Origin of the sequence: Glaciimonas sp. PCH181, from assembly GCF_003056055.1 — a bacterium.
GTDB lineage: Bacteria > Pseudomonadota > Gammaproteobacteria > Burkholderiales > Burkholderiaceae_D > Glaciimonas.
The window spans coordinates 81073-104168 of record NZ_PYFP01000002.1; the positions used below are offsets into that span (position 1 = coordinate 81073).

The 23096-nt window shown below is 49.5% G+C and carries 27 protein-coding genes, 2 tRNA genes and 1 riboswitch; of the genes, 11 read left to right on the forward strand and 18 right to left on the reverse strand.

The features are described 5' to 3' along the window. Positions 1–121: 121 nt before the first annotated feature. The 8 genes from C7W93_RS25100 to glyA all read right to left on the reverse strand — a co-directional run bounded on the left by C7W93_RS25100 (position 122) and on the right by glyA (position 6670). Positions 122–346 (reverse strand): hypothetical protein, encoded by a 225-nt coding sequence (locus tag C7W93_RS25100; protein WP_108440715.1) that lies wholly within the window; start codon positions 344–346, stop codon positions 122–124. A gap of 152 nt (positions 347–498) precedes the next feature. Next, positions 499–843 carry a hypothetical protein gene (locus C7W93_RS13395; RefSeq protein ID WP_108440716.1) on the reverse strand — a complete coding sequence of 115 codons (345 nt, stop codon included), beginning with the start codon at positions 841–843 and terminating at the stop codon, positions 499–501. Positions 844–1294: 451 nt separating this feature from the next. Then, positions 1295–1909 carry a riboflavin synthase gene (locus tag C7W93_RS13400; RefSeq protein ID WP_108440717.1) on the reverse strand — a complete coding sequence of 205 codons (615 nt, stop codon included), beginning with the start codon at positions 1907–1909 and terminating at the stop codon, positions 1295–1297. 18 nt (positions 1910–1927) lie between these two features. After that, complete coding sequence (gene ribD / locus C7W93_RS13405; RefSeq protein WP_225869882.1) at positions 1928–3013, reverse strand: bifunctional diaminohydroxyphosphoribosylaminopyrimidine deaminase/5-amino-6-(5-phosphoribosylamino)uracil reductase RibD; 1086 nt, start codon at positions 3011–3013, stop codon at positions 1928–1930. A gap of 120 nt (positions 3014–3133) precedes the next feature. Beyond that, positions 3134–4063, reverse strand: coding sequence for a PilW family protein (locus tag C7W93_RS13410; protein WP_108440718.1), 930 nt, complete (start codon positions 4061–4063; stop codon positions 3134–3136). Next, positions 4057–4644 (reverse strand): GspH/FimT family pseudopilin, encoded by a 588-nt coding sequence (locus C7W93_RS13415; RefSeq protein ID WP_108440719.1) that lies wholly within the window; start codon positions 4642–4644, stop codon positions 4057–4059. The genes C7W93_RS13410 and C7W93_RS13415 overlap by 7 nt, the downstream gene beginning before the upstream one ends. Before the next feature lie 111 nt (positions 4645–4755). Then, the gene (nrdR, locus tag C7W93_RS13420) at positions 4756–5220 is read right to left on the reverse strand and encodes a transcriptional regulator NrdR (RefSeq protein WP_108440720.1); all 465 of its coding nucleotides are present in this window, start codon (positions 5218–5220) and stop codon (positions 4756–4758) included. A 205-nt stretch (positions 5221–5425) separates the two neighbouring features. Further along, positions 5426–6670 (reverse strand): serine hydroxymethyltransferase, encoded by a 1245-nt coding sequence (gene glyA / locus C7W93_RS13425; RefSeq protein ID WP_108440721.1) that lies wholly within the window; start codon positions 6668–6670, stop codon positions 5426–5428. A 98-nt stretch (positions 6671–6768) separates the two neighbouring features. After that, positions 6769–6883: riboswitch (ZMP/ZTP riboswitch) on the reverse strand. 344 nt (positions 6884–7227) lie between these two features. Here glyA and ybgC point away from each other — a divergent pair. The 9 genes from ybgC to C7W93_RS13470 all read left to right on the forward strand — a co-directional run bounded on the left by ybgC (position 7228) and on the right by C7W93_RS13470 (position 13295). Then, positions 7228–7701: a tol-pal system-associated acyl-CoA thioesterase gene (ybgC, locus tag C7W93_RS13430; protein ID WP_108440722.1), complete on the forward strand. Its 474-nt coding sequence runs from the start codon at positions 7228–7230 to the stop codon at positions 7699–7701. 221 nt (positions 7702–7922) lie between these two features. Then, positions 7923–8624 carry a protein TolQ gene (tolQ, locus tag C7W93_RS13435; RefSeq protein WP_108440723.1) on the forward strand — a complete coding sequence of 234 codons (702 nt, stop codon included), beginning with the start codon at positions 7923–7925 and terminating at the stop codon, positions 8622–8624. Beyond that, a complete protein-coding gene (locus C7W93_RS13440) occupies positions 8624–9058 on the forward strand; it encodes an ExbD/TolR family protein (protein WP_108440724.1) in 435 nt (144 codons plus the stop codon). The genes tolQ and C7W93_RS13440 overlap by 1 nt, the downstream gene beginning before the upstream one ends. A 28-nt stretch (positions 9059–9086) precedes the next feature. After that, positions 9087–10109: a cell envelope integrity protein TolA gene (gene tolA / locus C7W93_RS13445; RefSeq protein WP_108440725.1), complete on the forward strand. Its 1023-nt coding sequence runs from the start codon at positions 9087–9089 to the stop codon at positions 10107–10109. Between the two features lie 3 nt (positions 10110–10112). Then, complete coding sequence (tolB, locus tag C7W93_RS13450; protein ID WP_108440726.1) at positions 10113–11435, forward strand: Tol-Pal system beta propeller repeat protein TolB; 1323 nt, start codon at positions 10113–10115, stop codon at positions 11433–11435. 221 nt (positions 11436–11656) lie between these two features. Next, on the forward strand, positions 11657–12178 hold the full coding sequence (gene pal / locus C7W93_RS13455) for a peptidoglycan-associated lipoprotein Pal (protein WP_108440727.1): 522 nt from the start codon (positions 11657–11659) through the stop codon (positions 12176–12178). 14 nt (positions 12179–12192) lie between these two features. Further along, a complete protein-coding gene (ybgF, locus tag C7W93_RS13460) occupies positions 12193–12939 on the forward strand; it encodes a tol-pal system protein YbgF (protein ID WP_225869883.1) in 747 nt (248 codons plus the stop codon). Positions 12940–13024: 85 nt separating this feature from the next. Beyond that, a tRNA-Lys gene (locus tag C7W93_RS13465) sits at positions 13025–13100 on the forward strand. Between the two features lie 119 nt (positions 13101–13219). Continuing rightward, positions 13220–13295, forward strand: a tRNA-Lys gene (locus C7W93_RS13470). Between the two features lie 229 nt (positions 13296–13524). Here C7W93_RS13470 and C7W93_RS13475 read toward each other — a convergent pair. The 5 genes from C7W93_RS13475 to C7W93_RS13495 form a co-directional block, all read right to left on the reverse strand. Then, on the reverse strand, positions 13525–14052 hold the full coding sequence (locus tag C7W93_RS13475) for a chromate transporter (RefSeq protein ID WP_108440729.1): 528 nt from the start codon (positions 14050–14052) through the stop codon (positions 13525–13527). Further along, positions 14049–14624, reverse strand: coding sequence for a chromate transporter (locus C7W93_RS13480; protein WP_108440730.1), 576 nt, complete (start codon positions 14622–14624; stop codon positions 14049–14051). The genes C7W93_RS13475 and C7W93_RS13480 overlap by 4 nt, the downstream gene beginning before the upstream one ends. Before the next feature lie 319 nt (positions 14625–14943). Continuing rightward, on the reverse strand, positions 14944–15522 hold the full coding sequence (locus tag C7W93_RS13485) for a YceI family protein (RefSeq protein ID WP_108440731.1): 579 nt from the start codon (positions 15520–15522) through the stop codon (positions 14944–14946). Between the two features lie 149 nt (positions 15523–15671). Then, the gene (locus tag C7W93_RS13490; protein ID WP_108442111.1) at positions 15672–16181 is read right to left on the reverse strand and encodes a YceI family protein; all 510 of its coding nucleotides are present in this window, start codon (positions 16179–16181) and stop codon (positions 15672–15674) included. Between the two features lie 156 nt (positions 16182–16337). Further along, positions 16338–16898: a cytochrome b gene (locus C7W93_RS13495; RefSeq protein WP_108440732.1), complete on the reverse strand. Its 561-nt coding sequence runs from the start codon at positions 16896–16898 to the stop codon at positions 16338–16340. Positions 16899–17105: 207 nt separating this feature from the next. Here C7W93_RS13495 and C7W93_RS13500 point away from each other — a divergent pair, with 207 nt between their 5' ends. Next, positions 17106–18104 carry an NAD(P)H-quinone oxidoreductase gene (locus tag C7W93_RS13500; RefSeq protein WP_108440733.1) on the forward strand — a complete coding sequence of 333 codons (999 nt, stop codon included), beginning with the start codon at positions 17106–17108 and terminating at the stop codon, positions 18102–18104. A 70-nt stretch (positions 18105–18174) separates the two neighbouring features. Here the strand turns inward: C7W93_RS13500 and C7W93_RS13505 are convergent, their stop codons facing one another. From C7W93_RS13505 to C7W93_RS13530, 5 genes are all read right to left on the reverse strand, one after another. Next, entirely contained in the window at positions 18175–19491 is a 1317-nt protein-coding gene (locus tag C7W93_RS13505; RefSeq protein WP_108440734.1) for a cytochrome c, read from the reverse strand. A 12-nt stretch (positions 19492–19503) separates the two neighbouring features. Next, entirely contained in the window at positions 19504–20175 is a 672-nt protein-coding gene (locus tag C7W93_RS13510) for a c-type cytochrome (RefSeq protein WP_225869958.1), read from the reverse strand. A 520-nt stretch (positions 20176–20695) separates the two neighbouring features. Next, on the reverse strand, positions 20696–20923 hold the full coding sequence (locus C7W93_RS13520) for a hypothetical protein (RefSeq protein WP_108440736.1): 228 nt from the start codon (positions 20921–20923) through the stop codon (positions 20696–20698). A 236-nt stretch (positions 20924–21159) separates the two neighbouring features. Continuing rightward, positions 21160–21585: a hypothetical protein gene (locus C7W93_RS13525; RefSeq protein ID WP_108440737.1), complete on the reverse strand. Its 426-nt coding sequence runs from the start codon at positions 21583–21585 to the stop codon at positions 21160–21162. Positions 21586–21845: 260 nt separating this feature from the next. Next, complete coding sequence (locus tag C7W93_RS13530; protein ID WP_108440738.1) at positions 21846–22439, reverse strand: DUF4142 domain-containing protein; 594 nt, start codon at positions 22437–22439, stop codon at positions 21846–21848. Between the two features lie 340 nt (positions 22440–22779). Here C7W93_RS13530 and C7W93_RS13535 point away from each other — a divergent pair, with 340 nt between their 5' ends. After that, a complete protein-coding gene (locus tag C7W93_RS13535) occupies positions 22780–22995 on the forward strand; it encodes a glycine zipper 2TM domain-containing protein (RefSeq protein WP_108440739.1) in 216 nt (71 codons plus the stop codon). Positions 22996–23096: the final 101 nt, after the last annotated feature.

The following is a 23096-nucleotide window of genomic DNA, read 5'->3' on the forward strand; positions in this document are numbered from 1 at the left end:
ACATTTAGGCAGTCGATTCCAGCCAATTTGCAGCGATATTTTAAGACGCCAGAGCAATAAAAGTCGCGAACGCCACAGCTCATCCGCTCACAATCAGTATCCGGCACATCCCCGCTATTTTTCAGTGTGATTTCGACATGACCACTAACCAGCGGCGAAATAACAATATCTGGAGATGGCCGGGTTGCACTCCGGCGCAACATTCAATGAGGGGATTACTTCTATAAGAACGCTTGTAGTAATCCCGACATAGAAACAACTCGCGCTTGCCAAATCGCAACAGCATCGAAGAAGGGGTCGATTCCAAGCCGAAGCGGGAACCCGCATTGCTGTGTTCGCTTGCCATTATATTAATCCCATCGCGTTTAAGGAATTAATACTGTAACAGAAGTACTGTATATAAATACAGTTAAATCATCTCGAACTGACATGACTGTGACATTTACGGGACAAATTTAAACTCATCAGAGTTCTCCATCCATCCCGGATTTCTCATGATTAACGGTCATGGCGCATACGCCAATCTCTCTCCCGCCATTCCCGCTCGCGCCAGCCGTGACCTCTGCGATGGTAATCAGGGTAGCGATAGTAAGGCTGCGGATAGGCCTCTACATAAACTGGAGGCGGTTGCACATATACAGGGCGAGGTGGTGGTGGAGGTGCGTAATAGACCGGTGGCGGTGGTGCGTAATAAACTGGTGGAGGTGGGTAATATGCGGGCCCAGGAACACCGATGTTGACTGACCAATCAACCTGAGTACGAGCATTTGCGGACGTTGCCGACCAGAGCATGCTTGCCGTCGCCAGCAAACCAACTAGTGCGATACGCATGATTTTTTTCATGGAAGTTCCTGATGAATTTAATGAGTGGTGCATGTCCACATTTAACCCAAAATTTACCCCACGTTCCATGCTCAAGTCGTAAGGCTTGTAACAATATGTATCGTATTGTAGCAACATAATTTTCATAAGACGGCGTGAAAACACCGTCGACCAAGCACTATGACGGCGGCTAACAGCGGTCACTCAAAAAGAGCACAGGTTAGCGACGCGCAAAACGCGAAAGAATAATCTGCCGAAATTCAATGGGGATGAGAGTGGGCCAAGCCAATGCCTGCTTGTTTATGTGATTGCGCAAGACGACATAACCTTGTATGCGGAAGTCAATCCGGTTATGCCTGTTGCCTGAACGCCTGAAAATATGTTGCCGGTCTGGCGTTAGCAAACTGACTTGCTCGTAGACGATATGCGGTACCGGCAGCGCCGCATATCGAAAAACCAATCTGGGAATGTATTATTTGTCGATGAACAGCATACGTTCGACATACCGGGCAATTAAGTCCACTTCCAGATTTACCTGCTTGCCAACCGCAAGATGCCGCAAAGTGGTGACTTGTATCGTGTGAGGAATCAGGTTGATTGAAAGTAAACAAGCATCCGCAGTATCTTCAACCCGATTGACCGTGAGAGACACGCCATTCACTACAATCGAACCCTTGTAGGCGAAGTATTTTGCCAACCCACGCGAAGCCTGAATCACCAGTTCCCATGACTCACCGACTGGCTCAAATTTCTTCACCACACCTAAGCCATCAACGTGACCCGATACCAAATGTCCGCCTAACCGATCTGCCAGCGTTAATGCTTTTTCTAAATTGACCTCGCCGACCGCATCCAGGCCAACGGTGCAATTCAAACTTTCACGAGAAACATCAACGGTGAAAGTCAGGTCGGTCTTACTGGTGACGGTCATACATGCGCCGTTGAGCGAAATCGAATCACCAAGAGCCACATCTGCCATCGGCAAACCGCCTGCATCTATTTGCAGCAAAACGCCGTCTTCAGCGTTTGCACCTTGAGTTTGTACTGCAGTAATTTTGCCGACTGCGGCGACGATTCCTGTGAACATGTTTGTATAGATACGAAGTTAATTGAATCGTGCAAGGATACGCAAATCTTCACCGATTTGCTTGACCTGATGAAATTTCAGCGAAAACTTGTCTTGCAAGTTTTCTAATCCAGGTAGATCAAACATGCCGCGCGCATCGCCCAAAATACTTGGTGCAAGATAGATTAGCAGCTCATCTACGCATCCTTCGCGTATCAAGGACGCGTTTAACTTCGCGCCAGCTTCGACATGCACTTCGTTGATCTGGCGTTTTCCCAGCGCCAATATCACTTGCGGCAAATCGACTTTACCCTGTGCATTGGGGACAACGATAACTTCGGCGCCACGCTCTTGCAATAGCGCCTGTTTTTCAGCATTTTCTACCGCAGCAAAAATCAATACTGGATCGCCGCTTAATATTCGCGCTTTCGGGTCAATACCTAGTTTGCTGTCGATAATGACGCGCAAAGGCTGATGCGCAACGGGGATGGCACGCACGGTTAGCTGCGGATCGTCTTCTTTGACGGTGCCGATTCCCGTCAAAATCACACCGGCACGCGCCCGCCAGAGGTGGCCGTCATCACGCGCTTCTGCAGAGGTAATCCATTGGCTTTGTCCGTTATAAAGCGCGGTTTTCCCATCTAAACTCGCTGCCACTTTCAGGCGAACCCAAGGTTTTCCGTAATGCATGCGGGAGAAAAAACCGATGTTAAGCTCTCTAGCCTGCTCGGCCAGCACGCCTGACTCCACGATAATTCCTGCTGCCCGCAACCTTTCAAATCCCTTGCCAGCAACTTGTGGGTTGGGATCCTCCATCGCGGCCACCACTTTTGCCAGACCCGCTAATATCAGCGCATCCACACAAGGCGGCGTTCTACCAAAATGACTGCATGGCTCTAGCGTGACGTAGGCAGTAGCTCCGCGCACGTCATGACCTTTTTCACGCGCATCATGAAGCGCTTGAATTTCAGCATGATTATCACCGGGCGGTTGTGTAAATCCTTCGCCGATAATCAAACCTTCCTTGACAATCACACAGCCGATGGCGGGGTTTGGGGCGCTTTTGAAAAGTCCGTGTTCGGCCAAACGCAAAGCGTGGGCCATAAATACGTCAGCGTGCATCATATAAAAACCTGAGGAAAGAGGGTAATAAGCACAACAAAGAGATTGCCAAATAAATCATACTTATCATTGCAAAAAATGGCACAACGTCGGCATGGTCCACAATTTGTGCGTCTTATGGATTTAGAACGTGCCACCACCAGCATTATTGCGCAAAGTCACAACGCTGGTCATTACAGCGTGCAAATAACCATCGGCTGCGACCTGTTCCTGACCCTTGCAGTCTGTGTAACGTTGTTGTCCGGCGGTCCCTCGATGACTACCGCGCAATTGCAAACATAATTTGACGCGGATGACGTTTTTCCAGTTTTGGTACTGATCCGATGTTAATGCATCTACCTGTGCTGCCGAGAGAAATCGTTGCGCAGAAAAGCTGTTATTTCCGGCAACGCCAAAAGTGAGACGCAGATCTTCAATGTTACTCAGAATTGGCTGGCCAACGCTGAGGTCATTGCCACTGTTACCTTTGCAATACAGCGATGTCGTATTAGCGCCTGAGGGAGTGGCTACAAAAAACCTATTGCTCACAACGGCGACTTGTCGACTGAGAGCATAACTTGGATGACTACGCGGCAATGCGATCATCCCGGCCTTGCCGCCCACACAATCGGTGCCAGCGAGGTTATCAACGCGATAGGCAACATCGAATCCTGCCATTCCATCGCCAGTTTTGCAATTAAACTTATTGTTTAGGGGATTTACAAAACCGAAATCGCAACTACGCAAACCCTGCCCCGCCTGACCACCTGCGCTAACGAAGTCTGTTCTATCAATCTCGGCAGCACTTACACCGGCAGCGGTTAAATGTCCGAAACCCGCCTGCCGTAAATCACCCTCCATTAACGCCATCGCATAACGTCCATCTTGCTGCAAGCGTAAATGATCCTCGTTTAATTGGTAACTCGCGTTGCTACTCAAATACAAGCTTGCGACTGCGGCTATTAATACAAAGCTAATTAACAGCGACACCAGCAATTCAATCAGCGTGATACCAGATTGCCGCAGATGCCCATGTACGGTTAATTTATCCGAGCAGCGCGATTGCATTAGCATGCTGTGCCTTTCGTTATCCGCATGCGACCGCTGGCGCTAATGCACACCGTGCGATCAAATTCACCATCACGAAACAGCAAACTGGTAAAACTTGCGCCAGGTCGTCCCATACCGTCATATTTAATCTCTCGCCTTCCTCCATTCACGATTGTGTTATGACCCAGTGCTGCTTGCCGCAATAAAACGGGTTTGTCGTCTTTGGCCTTAGGCACGACGACGATCCAGCCTTTGCTCCACTCATAGCCATCACGCGATGGGCCACCCCCTGTCACGGTGGACATAGCGGTAGCGATGCATCCGGCAGTTTGATCAAACTCGGCATTGACACTAGGACACAGCACTACTGAACGCCCGCGCTTAATCGCTTCAGTACGTGCCAGCATTGCAGCGGTAATAAATTGATTTACGTTACCGTTCAAGCGTGTTTTTACGATGAAATCGCGCATGGAAGGCAAACCAATTGCGAGCAGAATGCTCATGATCGACATGGTGATCAATATTTCGATCAGGGTAAAACCCGTGCGCGGAACAATCGCGGTAAAAACAGGAAGCCGCTTGATGTAAAAGGTAGAGTGCAGCATGAAGGCCAGCCTCGCATCGAATGAAGGAGGGCTGAATACTAGCGCTGTTTATTGCAGCAGACCCGTTTTCAGAAAGAAAACGGGTGCAAGTTAAGCCTAGGCTTATAAATGCTATTTTTTCCGCGCTGGGCTGGAAAATTCTTCGATCATATTTTGGAATTCGGCGACATCTTCAAAACTTTTATATACCGACGCAAAGCGAATATAAGCAATCTTGTCCAGACGTTTTAGTTCATGCATGACCAATTCACCGACATGGCCAGAGAGGACTTCGCGTTCACCGCTGGCGAGTAATTTTTCTTTTATTTTTTGCAATGCTTCGTCGAGCGATTCCGCGGAAACCGGCCGTTTACGCAGTGCCAGCATCAAACTGGCGCGTAACTTTTCACCATCGAATTCGGTACGACTGCCATTTTTTTTGACGATGACAGGCATCACCAATTCAATCCGTTCGTGCGTTGTAAAGCGCTTGTCGCATTTTATGCAACGACGACGACGACGAATCGCATCGCCCTCTTCCGACACGCGGGTATCCAGAACCTGGGTTTCTTCATGGTGGCAAAACGGACATTTCATGATGGCAGCAATCTTTATACCGGTGGATCGACGCGCTAAGCGCTATTGACACTACATAGCTACTTTTTTCTATCACCATATTACATAGGCCCGTTCTAGTGAAACACCAGAACGGGCCCGTGGTTTATTACTTTAGCCATACCGCGCAACTAAATATCTATCGCAAAACAGGCTATTCAGAATAAAGCGGCATTAGCAATGGCTATCAGCCATACACCGGGAAAGCATCGGTTAATTTCTTGACTTCAACTTTGACGCGCTCGATCGTCGCAGCATCATGCGGATTATCCAGAACATCGGCGATTAAATTACCGATCTTAGTCGCTTCCGCTTCCTTGAAACCACGCGTAGTCAATGCCGGGCTACCGACACGAATACCTGAAGTGACGAATGGCTTTTCAGGATCGTTAGGAATAGCGTTCTTGTTGCAAGTCATGTGCGCTGTACCGAGAATCGCTTCCGCTTCTTTACCGGTAATGTTCTTAGCGCGCAAATCAACCAACATCACGTGCGACTCAGTGCGACCGGAAACAATGCGCAAACCGCGTGCAATCAGTGCTTTCGCCAACGCATCGGCATTCTTCACGACTTGCTGTTGATACGTCTTGAATTCCGGTGTCAGCGCTTCTTTGAAAGCCACTGCTTTACCAGCGATCACGTGCATCAGCGGACCGCCTTGAATGCCTGGGAAAATTGCCGAGTTGATGATTTTTTCGTGCTCAGCTTTCATCAGAATAATACCGCCGCGAGGACCGCGCAAAGATTTGTGCGTGGTCGACGTCACGAAGTCAGCGTAAGGCACAGGATTAGGATACTCACCAGCCGCGATCAAACCGGCATAGTGCGCCATGTCGACCATAAAGTAGGCACCGATCGCCTTAGCTACTTTGGATATACGCTCAAAATCGATGCGCAATGCGTAGGCTGAAGCACCAGCGATAATCAACTTAGGCTTCTTTTCGTGGGCCAGGCGTTCCAACTCATCGTAATCGATTTCTTCTTTGTCGTTAAGACCGTAGGAAACGACATTGAACCACTTTCCTGACATATTCAATGCCATACCGTGGGTCAAGTGACCGCCTTCTGCCAGCGACATACCCATAATCGTGTCACCGGGCTTCAATACAGCGAAGAAAACGCCCTGATTCGCTTGGGAACCGGAGTTAGGCTGCACGTTGGCAGCTTCAGCGCCAAACAACTCTTTAACCCGGTCAATTGCCAGTTGCTCAACGATATCGACAAACTCACAACCGCCGTAATAACGCTTGCCTGGATAACCTTCGGCATATTTATTCGTGAGTTGTGTGCCTTGCGCTTCCATCACGGCAGGCGAGCAATAGTTTTCAGACGCGATCAGCTCGATATGCTCTTGCTGACGATGATTTTCTTTCTGAATCGCGCTCCATAATTCTGGATCCGCGCTGGCAATAGTGTGGTTTTTTTCAAACATGAGATATTCCAATCGATAGAGGTTAACCTTTTCAGGATCTACATCGAATGAGGGCCAAAATGAGTGTGGAATGCGGCAGCCTCAGTCGTACGTTCCATTCGGGCTGCCCAGGCGCACGGCGAAAAACTCTCACGCTTCCCGGTGGATGCCCACCTTTGCCGAAATCAAGGCAGTCTGCTTTGATCCGGTTTTGCGCCAGTTACGTGAGACGAAATGGTGCACGTATTGTAAGTGAAGGGCTTGGATAGAGCAAGATTGCGCAAACAGCTTCCTGCTAACAAGATACGCTTCTGATCTTGTCGATTTCTAGTGCTTAATGACATCGGTATGGGCTACAATTTCTCATTATTTTGCATTGCAACAAGAATCGCCAAAAAAATTGCTTTAATAGTACTGATTAGTACGGATTCGCCCGCTTCATTTTTTAAAAGATAGGGCGTTGTCTTACATTTTCACCGCAAATATTACGCAAAGACAACGCAAACAAAGCCTCCTCAGCTCCCAGACACCACTGCGTCACAGTTAATTACCTGAAAAGCCCATCGGCACACTCCCTCATGAACGCAGCAATACCCGTCCCAAAAGAAGATTTTAGCTGGAACATCCGTGTGTATTACGAAGATACCGATGCTGGTGGCGTTGTTTTTTATGCAAACTATCTAAAATTTTTTGAGCGCGCACGTACCGAATGGTTACGGGCGGCAGGGATTGAACAGAGTCGACTGGTTGAAACTCACGAAGTCATGTTCGTCGTCAAAAGCACTGCGCTTGATTACCATGCGCCGTCTCGTTTAGACGATGAACTTAAATTGACAGTCACTGTCGAAAACGTTGGCCGCGTGGCAGTTGACTTTGTGCAACAAGCTTGGCGCCGCGATGGTGAGGAAATGAAGCTGTTAGCAACCGGTCGAATTAAGGTGGTTTGCGTGAATACGCATACTTTTCGGCCGCATGCTATTCCGCAAATGGTGCTAGATCGTATTCAACCCGCGACAGCACCGATTGCTACCTCGGCAAATGCCACTATTTGATTGCAATCTAACCAACAAAAATGTCTTCATTATCTTTTCAACATCATGTAGATGGGAAGCTGAAAAATACTAGATGCGATTACAATCGTTCCTTTTCGCCCGCCTCCTGCCTTATAAATTCATTTAGCTGCGCCCCTAAAAAATGTCAGCTACGCTGTACTGACTACTAGAGCACGTTAGTTAAGACTGTTACCCCAGACCATTTTATCCAGACTGCCTCCATGACCGTCACTCAAGATCTTTCGTTTCTTACCCTCATCACCAACGCCTCCGTGCTCGTCCAACTGGTTATGCTGCTATTGCTAGCAGTCTCCGTGATGAGCTGGACGTATATTTTCCGCAAGATGTTCGCCATCAAGGGCGCTCGGGCGCAAACCGAAGAATTCGAACGCGCCTTCTGGTCTGGCGGAAATCTGACAGAGTTATATCAAGGAACGACCTCGAATCGCCGGCGCGGCGCAGGTCAAACCGGCGCGATGGAGCGTATTTTTGCCGCTGGCATGGATGAATTTAGCAAAATCAAAGCATCGGTCGGTCATAAAGCCAGCACAGATTCTGCCGCGTTATTGGACGGCTCCCGCCGTGCGATGCGCGCTGCCTATCAGCGTGAAATGGATGCGCTTGAATCACACTTAGCATTTCTGGCGTCGGTTGGTTCTGTATCACCTTACGTTGGTTTGTTCGGTACGGTATGGGGCATCATGAATGCGTTCCGCGGTTTGGCAAATGTGCAGCAAGCAACACTAGCAGCGGTCGCGCCGGGTATTGCTGAGGCGCTGATTGCGACCGCGATTGGTTTATTTGCCGCGATTCCGGCAGTCGTTGCCTATAACCGTTTCTCGCATGACGTCGATCGGCTGGCAATTCGGTTCGAAAGCTTCATCGAAGAATTCTCTAACATTTTGCAACGGCAGGCACGCTAATGACGGGCTTCTCATCCATGCGCGGCGGCCGTCCGCGCAAATTCAAGGCAGAAATCAATGTGGTGCCCTACATTGACGTCATGATGGTGCTGCTGGTGATCTTTATGGTGTCTGCACCGATGGTCAATCCAAGCGTCATCAACTTGCCGACCGCTGCAAAATCTGTCGCACCTCCGACCGAATACATTGAAATCGCGCTGAAAGCCAATGGCGACGCCAGCTTGCGTATCAATGGTCAAAAAAGCGGTAGCGGCAAAACGGAAACCTTACAAAAATCCGATATCAAAGCCAGATTGCAATCCCTGCATGAGGACAGCCCAGATATGCCGGTCATGATTTCAGCAGATAAAGATATCAAGTATGACGAAGTGATAAAAATGATTTCTGAAGCAAAGACGCTGGGGATTAACCGCGTCGGATTGGCGACCAAGTGACGAACTGCCGCAAAGTGACAGTCTGCTCATGACAGATCGAACCCCTTATTCAATACCAAAAGAACCAGGTAGATGGCGCGCCATCACACTGGCGGCTGCCGTGCATGCAGCATTAGTAGCATTTCTGTGGATCGGCGTGCATTGGCAAAGCCAGGTCCCGGTTGCCGTCGAGGCTGAAATCTGGAATCCGAATGTGCGGGAGGCCGCGCCGAAACCGCCGCCACCCGAACCGACACCAACGCCGGAACCGATAGAAAAGCCCACCCCGCAACCCGAACCTAAACCTGTTGTGCGAGAAGCCCCACCACCACCTAAAGTGGTGGAGCCGATCCTGCCCGATCCAGAAATTGCCCTGGAAAAAGAGCGCAAACGCAAGGCGCAGGAGCAGAAGGATCAAGACCGCGCTGAGCAGGCCCGCGAAGATAAAGAACGTCAGCGCAAAGCCGACGAACAAGAGCGTAAAGATCAGCAGAAAAAAGATGCTGAAAAGTTAGCCGAAAAAACCGCTGAAAAGCAAAAAGCGCTGGCAGACGCGAAGAAAAAGGCAGACGCTGAAGAGAAAAAAGCTGCCGAAGCTGCGGATAAACTGAAAGCAAAACAGGATGCCGTAAAGAAAGAGAAAGACAAGATTGCCGCTGACAAAGCCCATCAGGCAGATGCTGCTGCCGCTGACAAACGGCATAATGACGACATGAAACGCCTGCAGGGACAAGCTAGCGGGACTGGCGCAGCCAACAGCACTGGCACCGCAGCGCAATCACAAGGTCCACGTGGCGACCCTGGCTATGCGCAAAAGGTCGGGAACAGAATCAAAGGAAACATTAACTTTGGTGTCCCAGATGGCATGACGGGAAATCCAGCGGTAGAATTTGAAGTCCAATTGTTACCGGATGGATCGGTGGCTGGCATTCAATTAAGAAAATCCTCCGGAGTTTCCGGTTTTGACGAAGCGGTGAAGCGTGCAATTGAAAAATCTGCACCATATCCAAAAGATAAATCGGGTTCTGTTCCTTCTAGCTTTATCGGAATCCATAAACCGAAAGATCAATAACTTATGAAAAAGAATCCACTCAACGCGTTAATACCGACGTCGATACGCAAATTGGCAAGATCCATCGCAGTGATCGGTATTACTGTTGGCGCGCTTATCTCAGCGCCTATCGTGCACGCACAGTTACGCATTGAAACCGCCGGTGTAGGAGCCAGCCAAATCCCAATCGCCATCGCAGGTTTCAGCAATGAAAACCTGGCACCGCAACAAATTACGGCGATCATTAAAGCCGATTTGGCACGCAGCGGCATGTTCAAAATTATCGAAACCGGCGATGTGCTTTCCGATGCCGCGCAAATCAATTATGGCGACTGGAAATCACGGGGAGCTGACGCGCTGGTAGTCGGTAGCGTCGCCAAGCTGGCGGATGGCCGCTATGACGTGCGCTATAAATTGCTCGATACGGGTAAGTCATCTCAGTTGTCTGCATTGGCGCTCTCTTCATCGCCACAATACACCCGCGTTTCTGCACATAAAATCGCCGATGATATTTATGAAAAGTTGATCGGTGTCCGCGGTGCCTTTGCAACGCGTATTGCTTACGTCACCAAATCCGGCAAAGAATATCGACTGGAAATTGCAGATGCCGACGGCGAAGGTACACAAGTTGCACTGCGTTCTAACGAGCCGATTATTTCGCCAGCCTGGTCACCGGATGGATCAAAGGTTGCGTATGTCTCGTTTGAGCAAAAAAAGCCCGTGGTCTACGTACAAAATCTGATCACAAAACAACGCACCGTCGTTGCTAATTACAAAGGCAGTAACTCGGCACCTTCATGGTCGCCCGATGGCACTAAGATCGCGATTGCTCTGGCGCGCGATAGCCTGACTCAGGTATATGTAGTCAATGCCGATGGCTCCGGTTTGCGCCGTCTGACAAATACGAATGGCATCGACACTGAACCGCAGTTTTCAGCAAATGGACAAAGTATTTACTTCACCAGCGACCGCAGCGGCGGCCCGCAAATTTATAAGATGAGTGCCAATGGCGGCGATGCACAGCGCGTCACTTTCAGCGGCAGTTACAATATCAGTCCTCGGGTTTCGCCAGATGGCAAAACATTGGCGTATATTGCTCGTCGGAATGGTGGCTTCCAACTTTATGCAATGGACCTGAGTAACAACCAGGAGCAACGTTTGTCCGATACCGTCAAAGACGAATCGCCTAGTTTTTCACCGAACGGCCAGTACATTATGTACGCCACGGAGTCCGGCGGACGCCGCGGTTCACTGGCAGTGGTTTCGGTCGACGGGCGCGTCAAGCAACGTTTGACGGTACAGGCAGGCGATATCCGGGAACCGACTTGGGGCCCATTCATGAAGTAGTCACCGCGTGTCTCGGATTGTTAATTCTTTAACGAATTAACAATCCGAGACACTGGTAGTAATTCCGTAGCAATAAGTAAGGCCGCATAATTGTTTAGACTAGACGCCCCGATGCAGGCAGTACGAAGGTACGGCAAGGAGCGGCAACGACGTATAAGCAGTTATGCGGACTTACTATGATTTAAAGTTAAAGTAGCCAACTCACTCTCTGGAGAATAACAATGCGCAATCTCAGTAGTTTTGCCCTTATCATTTCAAGCGCCGTTTTGCTGGCCGCCTGCTCATCACCTGTCAAATTAGACGACAAAGCTAAGATTGAAGACCGTAGCGGCATGAATGGCGCTGCCGATAGTCGCTCAGTCAATGCAGTCGATACTGGCTCTAGCGATCCGCTGAATGACCCGCAAGGCATCCTGGCCAAGCGCAGCATTTATTTTGATTACGACAGCTATTCAGTTAAAGAAGAATTCCGCTCAGTCGTTGAAGCACACGCTAAGTACCTGACATCACACAAAGTACGCAAAATCATCATTCAAGGTAATACCGATGATCGCGGCGGTCGTGAATACAATCTGGCACTAGGCCAAAAACGTGCTGAAGCAGTCCGTAAAGCATTAGCACTGTTAGGTGTATCCGATACGCAGGTAGAAGCTGTTTCGCTGGGTAAAGAAAAGCCTAAAGCGTTGGGTACTGATGAAGCGTCCTACGCTGAAAACCGTCGCGCAGATATCATTTACCAATAAGCACAGCGATGATCATGCGGATTTTTTCTAAATCAACGCTGACTGCGGCCATATTGGCCGCAGGTTCCCTTGCCCCGCTGGCGCATGCCGGTCTGTTTGACGATGCTGAAGCGCGTCGGGCGATTCTCGATATTCGCAGCCGAATTGATGCGGTCAATGCCCGTGTCGATAGCAAAGCGGATAAGAGTAGCTCGCTGAGCCTGGCGGATCAAAACGATCAATTAAACCAGGAAATCGCAAAGCTGCGCGGACAAATCGAAGTATTGACCAACGAGGTTGCCAACACGCAGCAACGTCAGAAAGATTTTTACGTCGATCTGGATAATCGTCTGCGCAAACTGGAGCCGCAAAAAGTCAACGTTGACGGTCAAGAAGTCAGCATCGATCCCAACGAGCAGAAATCGTACGATGCAGCGCTGGCGAGTTTTAAGGGTGGCGACTACAAGGGCGCCACCGCCGCCTTCTCTGATTATCTGAGACGCTATCCGTCATCGGGCTTCGCACCTTCTGCACAATACTGGTTGGGCAATTCTTATTTTGCGCAACGTGACTATAAAAACGCCATCACAGCGCAACAAGCGGTCGTCAAGAAATATCCTGACAATCCGAAAGCTGCTGACGCGCTGTTGAACATGTCGAGTAGTTATACCGAGCTGAAGGATAAAGTCGCTGCGCGGAAAACGCTGGAGCAAGTCGTGGCGCAATATCCGAACACGCCAGCAGCAGTCACAGCCAAAGAACGCCTCGGCGGTGCAAAGTAAATACCACTACTTTTCATGTAACTGAAATAAAAGCCAACAGACGTTTGACATAGTGGCTACACCTTCTCTATAATAGCGATCTTTCGGGTCGTTAGCTCAGCTGGTAGAGCAGCGGACTTTTAATCCGTTGGTCGCAGGTTCGAATCCCGCACGGCCTACCACGAATAAAAAAGGGTTTTAGACAAAATCTAAAACCCTTTATCGTTTCTAGTATTTCCAGAAATGTTGTGGTTACTTTTAGTAGAAATTAGATGTAACGTTTTTGTAGTAGCACTATTTTGGGTCGTTAGCTCAGCTGGTAGAGCAGCGGACTTTTAATCCGTTGGTCGCAGGTTCGAATCCCGCACGGCCTACCAGGATAAAGAAGGGTTCTAGATTTTATATCTAGAACCCTTTTGTGTTTTTTGCGGCATTTTTCTGCTGCGGTATTTTTTGCATTACGCATTACTCAGGCAACGCTCTCAAATGTCTGCGCAATCAAATCGAGCAATAGCAAAACCTAAAATCCGGCAATCCGACTGCATAGCAAATATCAACATCAAATAAACCCATCAGATCGACCACCTCATTGCAACTCGCCACAACTCACTGACCGATCCCAGTCAATCCAATCAGCGCCCCAGCAGCCAGAAACCACAGCGGATGGACGCGCGTCGTAGTCGTACCAATCACACACATCAACGCAATCGCCCCTAATATCCAAGAGTGCACCGATGCCTCTGTAATCAACGCAGCGCTTGCGGCAACCAGCCCGACGGTCACAGGCACAAGTCCGGCTTGAATCGTCTTTCGCCATGGCGCATCTTTAAAGCGTCGCCAAAAATGTAGCGTAATGCCCGTCAAAATAGATGACGGTCCAAATTTTGCCAGTGAGGTAACCAGCACACCGGGCCACCCGGCAACGTGCCACCCCACCAGCGTCACGACCATCATATTGGGTCCCGGTGCTGCCTGCGCCAACGCAAACATGGCACTGAAGTCCTGTGCGGTCATCCAATGATGCACATGGACTACCTGCCGCTGCATCTCGGGCAAGATGGTATTACCGCCGCCAAACGCCAGCAATGATAGTTCTGCGAAAATCGCGGCGAGAGAAAGAAGGACTGCTGTCATGATGCCCATCTCCAGGTCACCAATATACTGACCGGAACCAGCACCAGCATCGTCGGCAACAATGGCAGCCGCAACAGCGCAATCGCTACGAAGAATGTTAACGCAATCAGGATAGCCAGTCGCCTACGTCGCAACGGGGTCGCCATCTTGATCGCTGTCGTGATAAGCAGCCCCGCTGCCGCTGCCGCAAGACCTGCGAACATATGCGCAATGTGGACATCGCTTTGGTAACGCTCGTAAATGACACCAAGACCGATGACGATGGCCGTTGGCGCAGCAATTAGGCCCAGCAATGCCGCACAAGCGCCGCGCAGGCCGCGAAACTGCAAGCCGATCGCAACCGACAGGTTGATAATATTTCCCCCTGGCAGAAACTGGCAAAGGCCGAGAAGGTCTGTGAATTCGGCATCACTCAGCCATCGCCGCTGCTCCACCAACATTCGCCGCGCCAGCGGCAATACGCCGCCGAAACCAATCAATCCCAAACCAAGAAAACCCAAAAATAAAGCCCGCACCGTTGGGGCTTCCTGCGGACTGTCCTGCACTAACTGTTGTGAGGATTCTTGCTGCATCTTTACACCATTTTTTATCGAATTTTTTTATCGTCTCTATTGCCAGATAGTTTTCTGACTACCGGCAACAAGCTATGGTTTGCGCAACGTAAAGCATGATTAATTCTAATTTTGTACTATGAAAAAATTGTGCCCGACTTGACCACCAAGCTGCGCGCCCGATCAGTTCATGAGAATGCTTACGCAAACGTATTTTATATCGATATAAACGCGACCGCATATCTGCAAAATAACAGAGCAGAACAATGGCTGCCAAGACAGAGGGCGTAAAAAAACCGCTGCGAAGACTGGCAGCGGTTTTTTTTTTTGCGTGACTACATTAATCCAGTTTGATACCTTCGACCTGAATCTCTAGCTTTACTTCCTGCTTGAAACCCATTTGCTTGCCGTAATCAATACCGAAATCGTCACGACTAAATTTGCCGTCAACTTCAGCGCCACATACCTCGCGTTTTAACATCGGATGCATCTTGCAAAGGAAATCGTCAATTTTGAGTTTGACTGGTTTAGTGACGCCGTGCATTGTCAATTCACCGGTAACTTCTTTCGGTACATCACCTTCGAACTTGGTGAATTTGCCTTTATAAGTAACTTCAGGATATTTGACCACATCAAACATGTCTGGGCCCTTGACATGCTCATTTAACTTGGCGAAACCGAAGTCAATCGAAGCAGGATCAATTTTGATGTCAATCGTGCCGGTTTTGGCTGCACGATCCAGTACGACAGTACCGCTATTCTTCGTAAACTTACCGCGCCAAGTGGACAAGCCGCCCATGTGGTCAACGGCAAAGCTTGGGTAAGTATGCGTAGGATCCAGATTGTAAGTTGCAGGAACAGCCAACGCAGCACCAGCCGACAACACCGCGAGCGCGGCAACCAAAATACGTAATTTCATTGTTTTCCTTTTTCGTAAAGTAAAAGCTATGCAAAGCACTAGCCTAGTGGTGCGCAAAAAATTCTTAACCTGTTTTAAAACCGTTTTCTTAGCCGACTTCTAAACCTGTACGTGGAACGCGATTACCGGGCTCACACTCACTGACTGATTTATTTTTTTGCTACGGTGACGATATGAAATTTAATCACAACCTCATCAGCAACCACTGAAGTGTCTTTCCAATCGCCCTCGCCGACATTAAATGCGTTGCGCTTGATCGGCAAAACACCATCAAACACGTTGCTGGCACCGTCTTGCTTATAAGTTGCAGCAACGACGACATCTTGTGTCTTGCCTTTGATCGTCAGTTTGCCTGCGACATCATATTTGCCCGCCGCGCCCTGCTTGATACTGCTGGAAACAAACGTCGCTTTTGGATATTTTGTCGTATCAAACCAATCTTTACCGCGCACTTCGCTGTTGTATTCTTCTGCGCCGATATCAAACGTCGCCATATCGATCTCCAATTTGGCGGAGGATTGCGGTAATTGCGCAGGATTAAAATTGATAGTCGCATCGAACTTTTTAAACTTACCATTCATCGCCACGCCCAGTTGCTTTGCGACGATAGTGATAGTGCTTTTACCTGTATCCAACTGCGCCCAAGCGCTATTCGCCATCCATGCACCGGCACCGATCAAAGCCAATACTATCGCTGATTTTGCACGCAAATTTTTCACTTAGAACACTCCTGCATTATGTTTTGGATCGTCTCAAATTTACGCTGTCGATATTTATAAAAACAACGCAGAGATAGTCGAGAAATATGGTCGGTCTTACTTCAAAAATGGCAACATCCGGCCCAAGGTACCGTCGCGATCAATTAACTGATGCTTTAATGCTGCCAGCACATGGACTATAACAATCGCGGCCATCAAATAATTCAACCAGACATGCGTCGGACCTAAAATGGCTTTTAATTGATCATTTTTTTCAATGATCATCGGCATATCGAACAGTCCCAAATACCGCACGGCGATACCGGATGCAGCGCTATAAAAATAACCCGTTAGCGGTATCACAATAATCAGTGCATATAATAGCTGATGCACCAGATGCGCCGCTTGACGCTGCCAACGTGACATACCCTGCGGTAACGGTGGCACGGGATTTAATAAGCGCCATGCAACGCGGATCACGGCTAATCCAAAAATGGTGACGCCCAGCCATTTATGCCATGAAAATAACTTTAATTTCTGCGGGGTAAATCCATGAATTCCTGTCATGTACCAACCAATACCAAATGCCGCAAAAATCAATAATGCAACCAACCAATGCATACCAATAGCGGTGGCGGTGTAACGTGTCGGGGGATTTAAATTTTTCATACTTTTCATATTTATACAAGTTGCTTCAGAAGCAAGCCATTGACTGTACCGTAAGTCGCAAAGTTCCGCATCGTCCAAAGCAGACTTATTCAAATTTCTTGAATGAGATTTCGCCAATATCCGTTACGGCTAGCAAAAACCGCAAATAGATAAGTCGTCTTACAATACGTTGATGCAATATCAATCATCTTATTTATAAAGAAAAGAGAATTCTCCATGCGCGTAATCGACATTACCCAACCCGGCGCACCCGATGTTTTACAAGTCCGTGAGCGGCCAATCCCCGCTTTTAAAGCGGGTGAAGTACTGATTAAAATCCATGCTGCAGGTGTCAATCGCCCGGATGTCTTTCAGCGTATGGGCAATTATGCGCCGCCACCTGGAGCCTCGGATTTACCCGGTCTGGAAGTAGCGGGAGAAATTGTCGATGGCGATTTCGCCAATACGCATTTTAAAAAAGGCGACCTGGTATGCGCATTGGTGCCGGGCGGTGGCTATGCTGAATATTGCACCACACCTAGCGTCCAATGCTTGCCGATCCCAAAGGGTATGTCCACGCTTGAGGCCGCGTCCCTCCCCGAGACTTTTTTCACCGTATGGAGCAATGTTTTTGGACGCGCGCAACTAACTGGCAATGAAACCTTGCTCATCCAAGGTGGCAGTTCCGGCATTGGCGCCGCAGCAATACAAATTGCGACGGCCCTCGGTCATGAAGTGTTTGTCACAGCCGGATCGGATGAAAAGTGCCGTGCGTGTCTGGAGTTAGGCGCGGCGCATGCGATCAATTACCGCACAGAAGACTTTGTCGAGCGCGTGAAATCGCTGACCGGCGGCAAAGGCGTCGATGTCATTCTGGATATGGTCGCGGGCGATTATGTGCCGCGTGAAATCAATTGTCTGGCCAACGATGGCCGTCTGGTCTTCATTGCGACGCTGGGTGGCAAAAGCGCGAACCTGGATTGTCAGACCATCATGATGCGTCGTTTGACCATTACCGGCTCGACATTACGGCCACGCCCTATCGCGTTCAAGGCAGCGATTGCCGAGCAGTTGCTTGCCCGTGTCTGGCCTTTGCTTGAAGCTGGCAAGATCAAACCCGTCATCTTCAAGACTTTCCCTTTCGAGCAGGCCGCAGAAGCCCACGCACTCATGGAAAGCAGTAGTCATATTGGGAAAATCATGCTGACGATGGATGCAATCCAAACGGATATTTAATTATCAGGTCAGCGTAAAAGACAAAAAAAGCAGCCAATTGGCTGCTTTTTGTGGTTTTACGCTGAAGAAATCAATCCAAAGGCACGCTGCGATATCGATTCACTTCCGACGGCGATACCAACGTGGCGCTGTTTCCCCATGCGTTACGAATGTACGATACGACAGCCGCTACCTCAGCATCCGTCATATCCTGCGCAAACGGCGGCATGCCATAAGGACGCGGATTGCCAGCAGTGGTTGGTGCAAAACCGCCATTTAATACTATCCGTATAGCGTTCACGGGCGAAGGCATGGTAATCGCACGATTGCCGGCCAGCGGCGGATAGGCCACGGGCACACCTTTACCAGTGCTGAGATGGCATGCAACGCAATTATCCTTATACAGCTCAGCGCCCAGGGCTAAGACCTGATCGATCTCTTGCGGACGCGCATACTCTTTTTCAGCCACCGGCCGCAGATCGGGACGTGGCAAAGTCTTTAAATAAACCGCCATCGCGGTGACATCGTCGTCGTGCAAATGCTGCAAACTGGCAGCAACCACCTCAGCCATCGGACCAAACACCGCACTGCGCGGGGAGACACCCGTCTTCAACAGTTCTGCGATGTGCTTGATCTCCCAATCCCCAAGGCCAATTTCAACATCCGATGTTAATGAAGGCGCGTACCAATTCACTACTGGAATAAAACCACCGCCCAATTCGCTTTTTAGGTCCAATCCGCCCAGCGCATTACGGGTCGAATGACAAGCACTGCAATGGCCCAAGCCCTGTACTAGATAAGCGCCGCGATTCCACTCGGCTGATTGCGTGCTCTCAGGTTGATATACACCCGGTCGGAAATACAACGCACGCCAGCCATATAACAGAACCCGATTGTTGTACGGAAAACGCAATTGCGGCGCAATATTCTTTTGCTTCACCGCCGGGATGCTGCGCAAATAAGCAAACATCGCGTCTGAATCCGCGCGCGATACCTTGGTGTAATTTGTATAGGGGAAAGCCGGATACAACAGCGTGCCATCTTTAGATTTACCGTTATGCAAGGCACGCCAGAAATCGTTGGGGTTCCAACTACCGATACCGGTTTCCTGATCCGACGTTAAATTTGGCGCATAAATCGCGCCGAATGGCGTCAGCACTGCGCGCCCACCGGCATATTTTTGGCCTCCCCGCACGGTATGACAAGCCATGCAATCGCCAGCTCGGGTCAGATAAGCACCACGCGCAATTTGATCAGCAAGTTGATGCGTCGCAAGCGGTGCTGCGATCTGCTTCGCGCGCGGATCTGGATCATCCACATTCAGGTAAGCCAGCGCACCAACGATGACCAGAATCAGCGCAAACAAACTGCCAAAGCTCCATAACAAAATACGTCTACTTCTTGTCATTCTCGACTCCGCTTAATTCGGTACGCTGCCACAGGCAAGCGGAAGTTTTACTGGGCTGGCGGCGACTGCAGTCGCGCCCGCAGGAATCGGCTGGGCGGCCAGCCAGGCGGAGACCGCGCCGATATCTTCAGCGCTCAGCCGCTTCGCTACTTGCGCCATACAATCCGGCGCGGCAGCGTGACGTACCCCCGTCTGCCAGGCACCGATCTGCGCCACCAAATAGTCACGCGGCAAACCCAGCAAACCCGGCGTTGCAGGTAAAACACCGGTCATTGTGTTGCCATGACAAGCGATACAGGCAGGGATTTTTTTGCTGGCGTCGCCGTGCTGCACCAATGTCTGCCCGCGCTCAAAACTAGCTTTCGATACGCTAAATGGTTGCGGTGCAGGATATGGTGGATGTTGATCCGCAAAATATTCTGCAATCTCATGAAGATAAGCGTCAGACATGTGATCAACCATATAGGTCATCATCGGATACTGCCGTCTTCCGCTACGAAAATTGACAAGCTGGTTGTACAGATAGCCAGCCGGTTTGCCAGCGATCCGCGGATAATAACCATCGCTGGCAGCACGACCTTGTTTACCGTGACAGGCGGTGCAGGCGGTAAGGCGTTGCGCGATGGTATCTGGGACAGGCTGATTATCGACATCTTCCGCCGAGGCTGGGCCGCTGCAAAGCATAAAAATGCCAATTAAAACCGCAGTTATATTGAAGTTTGCGGCCATCGGCCATAACCGACGCGGGGCACGTTTGGCGTAAGAAATTGACACGGATTTAATCATCTTTTTTGCTATGACCTTGCATGAGTGGGCGCGACATTCAGCACTCACAGTGAAGCGGGACGATGACCATCTGCTGTGCGATAAGAAAACAATTTCGCTTTTAAATAGATGACAGCATGCCGACTATCGAACGGTAAAGCTTTCGCCAAAACACGGGTAAATTTTATGTGCAGCGAAACAGCAACAGTCCCGGAGTATATCAATGTTCAGCACCAAGACAGTGCGCGGCATGATGAAATGCATGCAGGGATAAATTGCATCGCCATGTCCATGCACTGCCAAGAACTTCTGCGAGGGTTTATAGAGGGCAGCGACAAAAAGGTGTGGATGGACAAATATGGGACCATCGGACAAAAAAATACTGTCACCAATCCAATCGATAAGTGACAGCTATTAGGCTTGCGACCAGTTTCCCGACTTACTTTGTGCTATGTTTTGGCGGAACGATGGGCTGATCTTTGGCTGGCCCGTCGGTGTTCGCATACACCTGCTCTTCCAAAATATCCAATTGCTGACTTCCGTCCAGCGCATGGCCGAATGCTGATTGCCGAGGAGGAGAAGTCGGCGGACTATTTGACTTAGTCGGCGCTTTACTGTTGTCAGTGTGCGCGTCGGTTTTATCTGGCGTTTGCTTGATATCAGGCATGAAAATTCCCTTCTGTCATCACGAGGTTGATGCAACGATTAGTGAGAAGAACAACACTACAATACTCGCAATGCAGGACTTCTACCAATGATGAAAAGAAGAATGATGAGAGCAGTTGAATGTCGCCGGTCATATACGAGCAAAATGTAAAATGCCTATGCAGGAATTTCCCGCATAGGCATCAAAATTAACTCCATCAGGCATTTGAAGAAACGACGATAGCGTTTGCTTCTGGCTTACCGACCGTAATAGCCGCCATCATAACGCTGTGAATAACCTTCTTGATAATAGCCACCGCGTGGATAGGCGCGTGCTGGTGGGTAATATACTTGCGGCGCTGGTTGGTAATAGACCGGCGCAGGGCGCACATAAACTGCTGCTGGCGGACCGTAATAAGCCGTCGGGCGACGGTAGTAACCGCCACGATCATAGCCGCGATCGTTGTAACCCCGATCATCACCGCGGGCTGTTGCGCCCACAGCAAGGCCGAGCACACTGCCAACTATCGCGCCATTCCGACCGCCAACGGCGCCACCGATAGCAGCACCCGCCAGACCACCGATGACGACATTCGCGCCTTGGTCATAAGCGAACGCAGAAGCAGAAAAACTGGCTGCTGTAGCAACGAGCAGTGTAGCGATGATGGTTTTTTTAGCTAACATGGTGGACTCCTTTAAGGGTCGAATACAGTGCAATTATTGTCATTCCCACATCTTCCCAACTATTCCAGCACGATGTATAAATGCTGGGTTGGCGATGCGTTGAAGTGAATATAACAGCGTTACCATGCAGAAAAAGGACGCGACACAGACTATTACACTTGCAATGCGGTAGTTACGTCTGACATAACTTTGCACCGATGCGTTACGCCAAAAATGCTTTATTTATAACAAAAACTGTAAAACCGACGTCTATTCAGAGATTAACTCCGGACATTTTTCTTTTTATCCACCAACACCTTCAGCCGCTGTCCAGTTTCCAGGTTTTGGGTCAGCATTGGTAAAAATTTCTTGGCAAATGCTTTTACGTCGGCATCTTTGGCACGCTTTTGCGCTTGGTCAAACAAAGCAACCATATCCTTATGCGCCAATATTGCTATCTCGCGGCTGTACTCCCTGTCAAACCTTGCACCAACTAACTTCGACAACCTGAAAATAGACGCTTGTTGCATCTTGCTGGACACCTCTGGCAGTGACACTCCCTTAGCCAATGCTAAAAGCCTTAATTCAGCCAGGATGGTTTGCTGATCCGCAGCCATCGCCTGGGCAAATTTTTGCACCTCAGGGCTGGATGAACGCACTGCTGCCAACTTACTTGCCTCCAATTCTGCAAGGCCATCTTCCGCCACGTGTTGCAAAAACAGGGTTTCATGTCGCGACAAATCCGCGGCGCGCGCACTGCCGAATCCTGAAGCCAGAGCGATAAAAAAACATAGCTGCATCAGGGAGAGAAGGCGACCGATAAATTGGGCGCGGGCCAGCGGAATGTTTGATGAGCGTGCCACGGATAGGGACATAAGGTCTTTCTCTTTCTATATAGAGAGTGATTCGGTACGAAATTTCACCAGAGAGATAACGTCGCTCCCTGATCCCGGGCTGACACGAGAGGCATAAATTCACCCCAATCGGCTACATACATCATCCATATCAAAAAAATTACGAAAATAGTCGCTATCGCTAACATCGCAAAACCACCGCTTGCAGGAAAAGTCCTACAGGGTAATGAGTGTATGGCTGATAGCAACAGTTACGGTAGAGGCAAAGAATACTACTACAAGCCGTTATCACGATATTGGCTGCAATAGTTTTTCTCCATCGGGGAAATATCCCGATATCTCTTCCAAAAAGGAAAGCATTATGAAAACCGTACACAATATTCTTGTCAGCGCCGTCACCTTAACCCTGCTTGTTTCGCTAGCTGGTTGCGGCGGCATGTCCCACCGCGGTGCAGATACGGCAGTCGGTGCAGGCGTAGGCGGAGTAGCTGGCGCCGTGTTAACTGGCGGTAGTGCACTAGGTACTGTCGGCGGTGCAGCTGTTGGTGGCGTAGTCGGAAACCAGATCGGTAAATAATTCCGGTCAATATAAAATGCTGCTGGCGGTTATTGGACAATTGTCCAATAACCGCCAGCAGCATTTTTAGATCAGAACTTGAATGCACACCTCGCGCATTT

What these genes read in the sequence shown, in the direction of transcription:
- C7W93_RS13530 (WP_108440738.1), bottom strand. Translation starts at nt 22,439, where the DNA reads ATGTCCCTATCCGTGGCACGCTCATCAAACATTCCGCTGGCCCGCGCC.
- C7W93_RS13505 (WP_108440734.1), bottom strand. Translation starts at nt 19,491, where the DNA reads ATGACAAGAAGTAGACGTATTTTGTTATGGAGCTTTGGCAGTTTGTTT.
- C7W93_RS13400 (WP_108440717.1), bottom strand. Translation starts at nt 1,909, where the DNA reads ATGTTCACAGGAATCGTCGCCGCAGTCGGCAAAATTACTGCAGTACAA.
- C7W93_RS13490 (WP_108442111.1), bottom strand. Translation starts at nt 16,181, where the DNA reads ATGGCGAATAGCGCTTGGGCGCAGTTGGATACAGGTAAAAGCACTATC.
- tolA (WP_108440725.1), top strand. Translation starts at nt 9,087, where the DNA reads ATGACAGATCGAACCCCTTATTCAATACCAAAAGAACCAGGTAGATGG.
- tolB (WP_108440726.1), top strand. Translation starts at nt 10,113, where the DNA reads ATGAAAAAGAATCCACTCAACGCGTTAATACCGACGTCGATACGCAAA.
- C7W93_RS13480 (WP_108440730.1), bottom strand. Translation starts at nt 14,624, where the DNA reads ATGCAGCAAGAATCCTCACAACAGTTAGTGCAGGACAGTCCGCAGGAA.
- C7W93_RS13415 (WP_108440719.1), bottom strand. Translation starts at nt 4,644, where the DNA reads ATGCTGCACTCTACCTTTTACATCAAGCGGCTTCCTGTTTTTACCGCG.
- C7W93_RS13535 (WP_108440739.1), top strand. Translation starts at nt 22,780, where the DNA reads ATGAAAACCGTACACAATATTCTTGTCAGCGCCGTCACCTTAACCCTG.
- nrdR (WP_108440720.1), bottom strand. Translation starts at nt 5,220, where the DNA reads ATGAAATGTCCGTTTTGCCACCATGAAGAAACCCAGGTTCTGGATACC.
- pal (WP_108440727.1), top strand. Translation starts at nt 11,657, where the DNA reads ATGCGCAATCTCAGTAGTTTTGCCCTTATCATTTCAAGCGCCGTTTTG.
- C7W93_RS13395 (WP_108440716.1), bottom strand. Translation starts at nt 843, where the DNA reads ATGAAAAAAATCATGCGTATCGCACTAGTTGGTTTGCTGGCGACGGCA.
- C7W93_RS13410 (WP_108440718.1), bottom strand. Translation starts at nt 4,063, where the DNA reads ATGCTAATGCAATCGCGCTGCTCGGATAAATTAACCGTACATGGGCAT.
- tolQ (WP_108440723.1), top strand. Translation starts at nt 7,923, where the DNA reads ATGACCGTCACTCAAGATCTTTCGTTTCTTACCCTCATCACCAACGCC.
- C7W93_RS13500 (WP_108440733.1), top strand. Translation starts at nt 17,106, where the DNA reads ATGCGCGTAATCGACATTACCCAACCCGGCGCACCCGATGTTTTACAA.
- C7W93_RS13440 (WP_108440724.1), top strand. Translation starts at nt 8,624, where the DNA reads ATGACGGGCTTCTCATCCATGCGCGGCGGCCGTCCGCGCAAATTCAAG.
- C7W93_RS25100 (WP_108440715.1), bottom strand. Translation starts at nt 346, where the DNA reads ATGGCAAGCGAACACAGCAATGCGGGTTCCCGCTTCGGCTTGGAATCG.
- ybgC (WP_108440722.1), top strand. Translation starts at nt 7,228, where the DNA reads ATGAACGCAGCAATACCCGTCCCAAAAGAAGATTTTAGCTGGAACATC.
- C7W93_RS13475 (WP_108440729.1), bottom strand. Translation starts at nt 14,052, where the DNA reads ATGACAGCAGTCCTTCTTTCTCTCGCCGCGATTTTCGCAGAACTATCA.
- C7W93_RS13485 (WP_108440731.1), bottom strand. Translation starts at nt 15,522, where the DNA reads ATGAAATTACGTATTTTGGTTGCCGCGCTCGCGGTGTTGTCGGCTGGT.
- C7W93_RS13520 (WP_108440736.1), bottom strand. Translation starts at nt 20,923, where the DNA reads ATGCCTGATATCAAGCAAACGCCAGATAAAACCGACGCGCACACTGAC.
- ybgF (WP_225869883.1), top strand. Translation starts at nt 12,193, where the DNA reads ATGCGGATTTTTTCTAAATCAACGCTGACTGCGGCCATATTGGCCGCA.
- C7W93_RS13495 (WP_108440732.1), bottom strand. Translation starts at nt 16,898, where the DNA reads ATGAAAAGTATGAAAAATTTAAATCCCCCGACACGTTACACCGCCACC.
- C7W93_RS13525 (WP_108440737.1), bottom strand. Translation starts at nt 21,585, where the DNA reads ATGTTAGCTAAAAAAACCATCATCGCTACACTGCTCGTTGCTACAGCA.
- ribD (WP_225869882.1), bottom strand. Translation starts at nt 3,013, where the DNA reads ATGATGCACGCTGACGTATTTATGGCCCACGCTTTGCGTTTGGCCGAA.
- C7W93_RS13510 (WP_225869958.1), bottom strand. Translation starts at nt 20,175, where the DNA reads ATGCTTTGCAGCGGCCCAGCCTCGGCGGAAGATGTCGATAATCAGCCT.
- glyA (WP_108440721.1), bottom strand. Translation starts at nt 6,670, where the DNA reads ATGTTTGAAAAAAACCACACTATTGCCAGCGCGGATCCAGAATTATGG.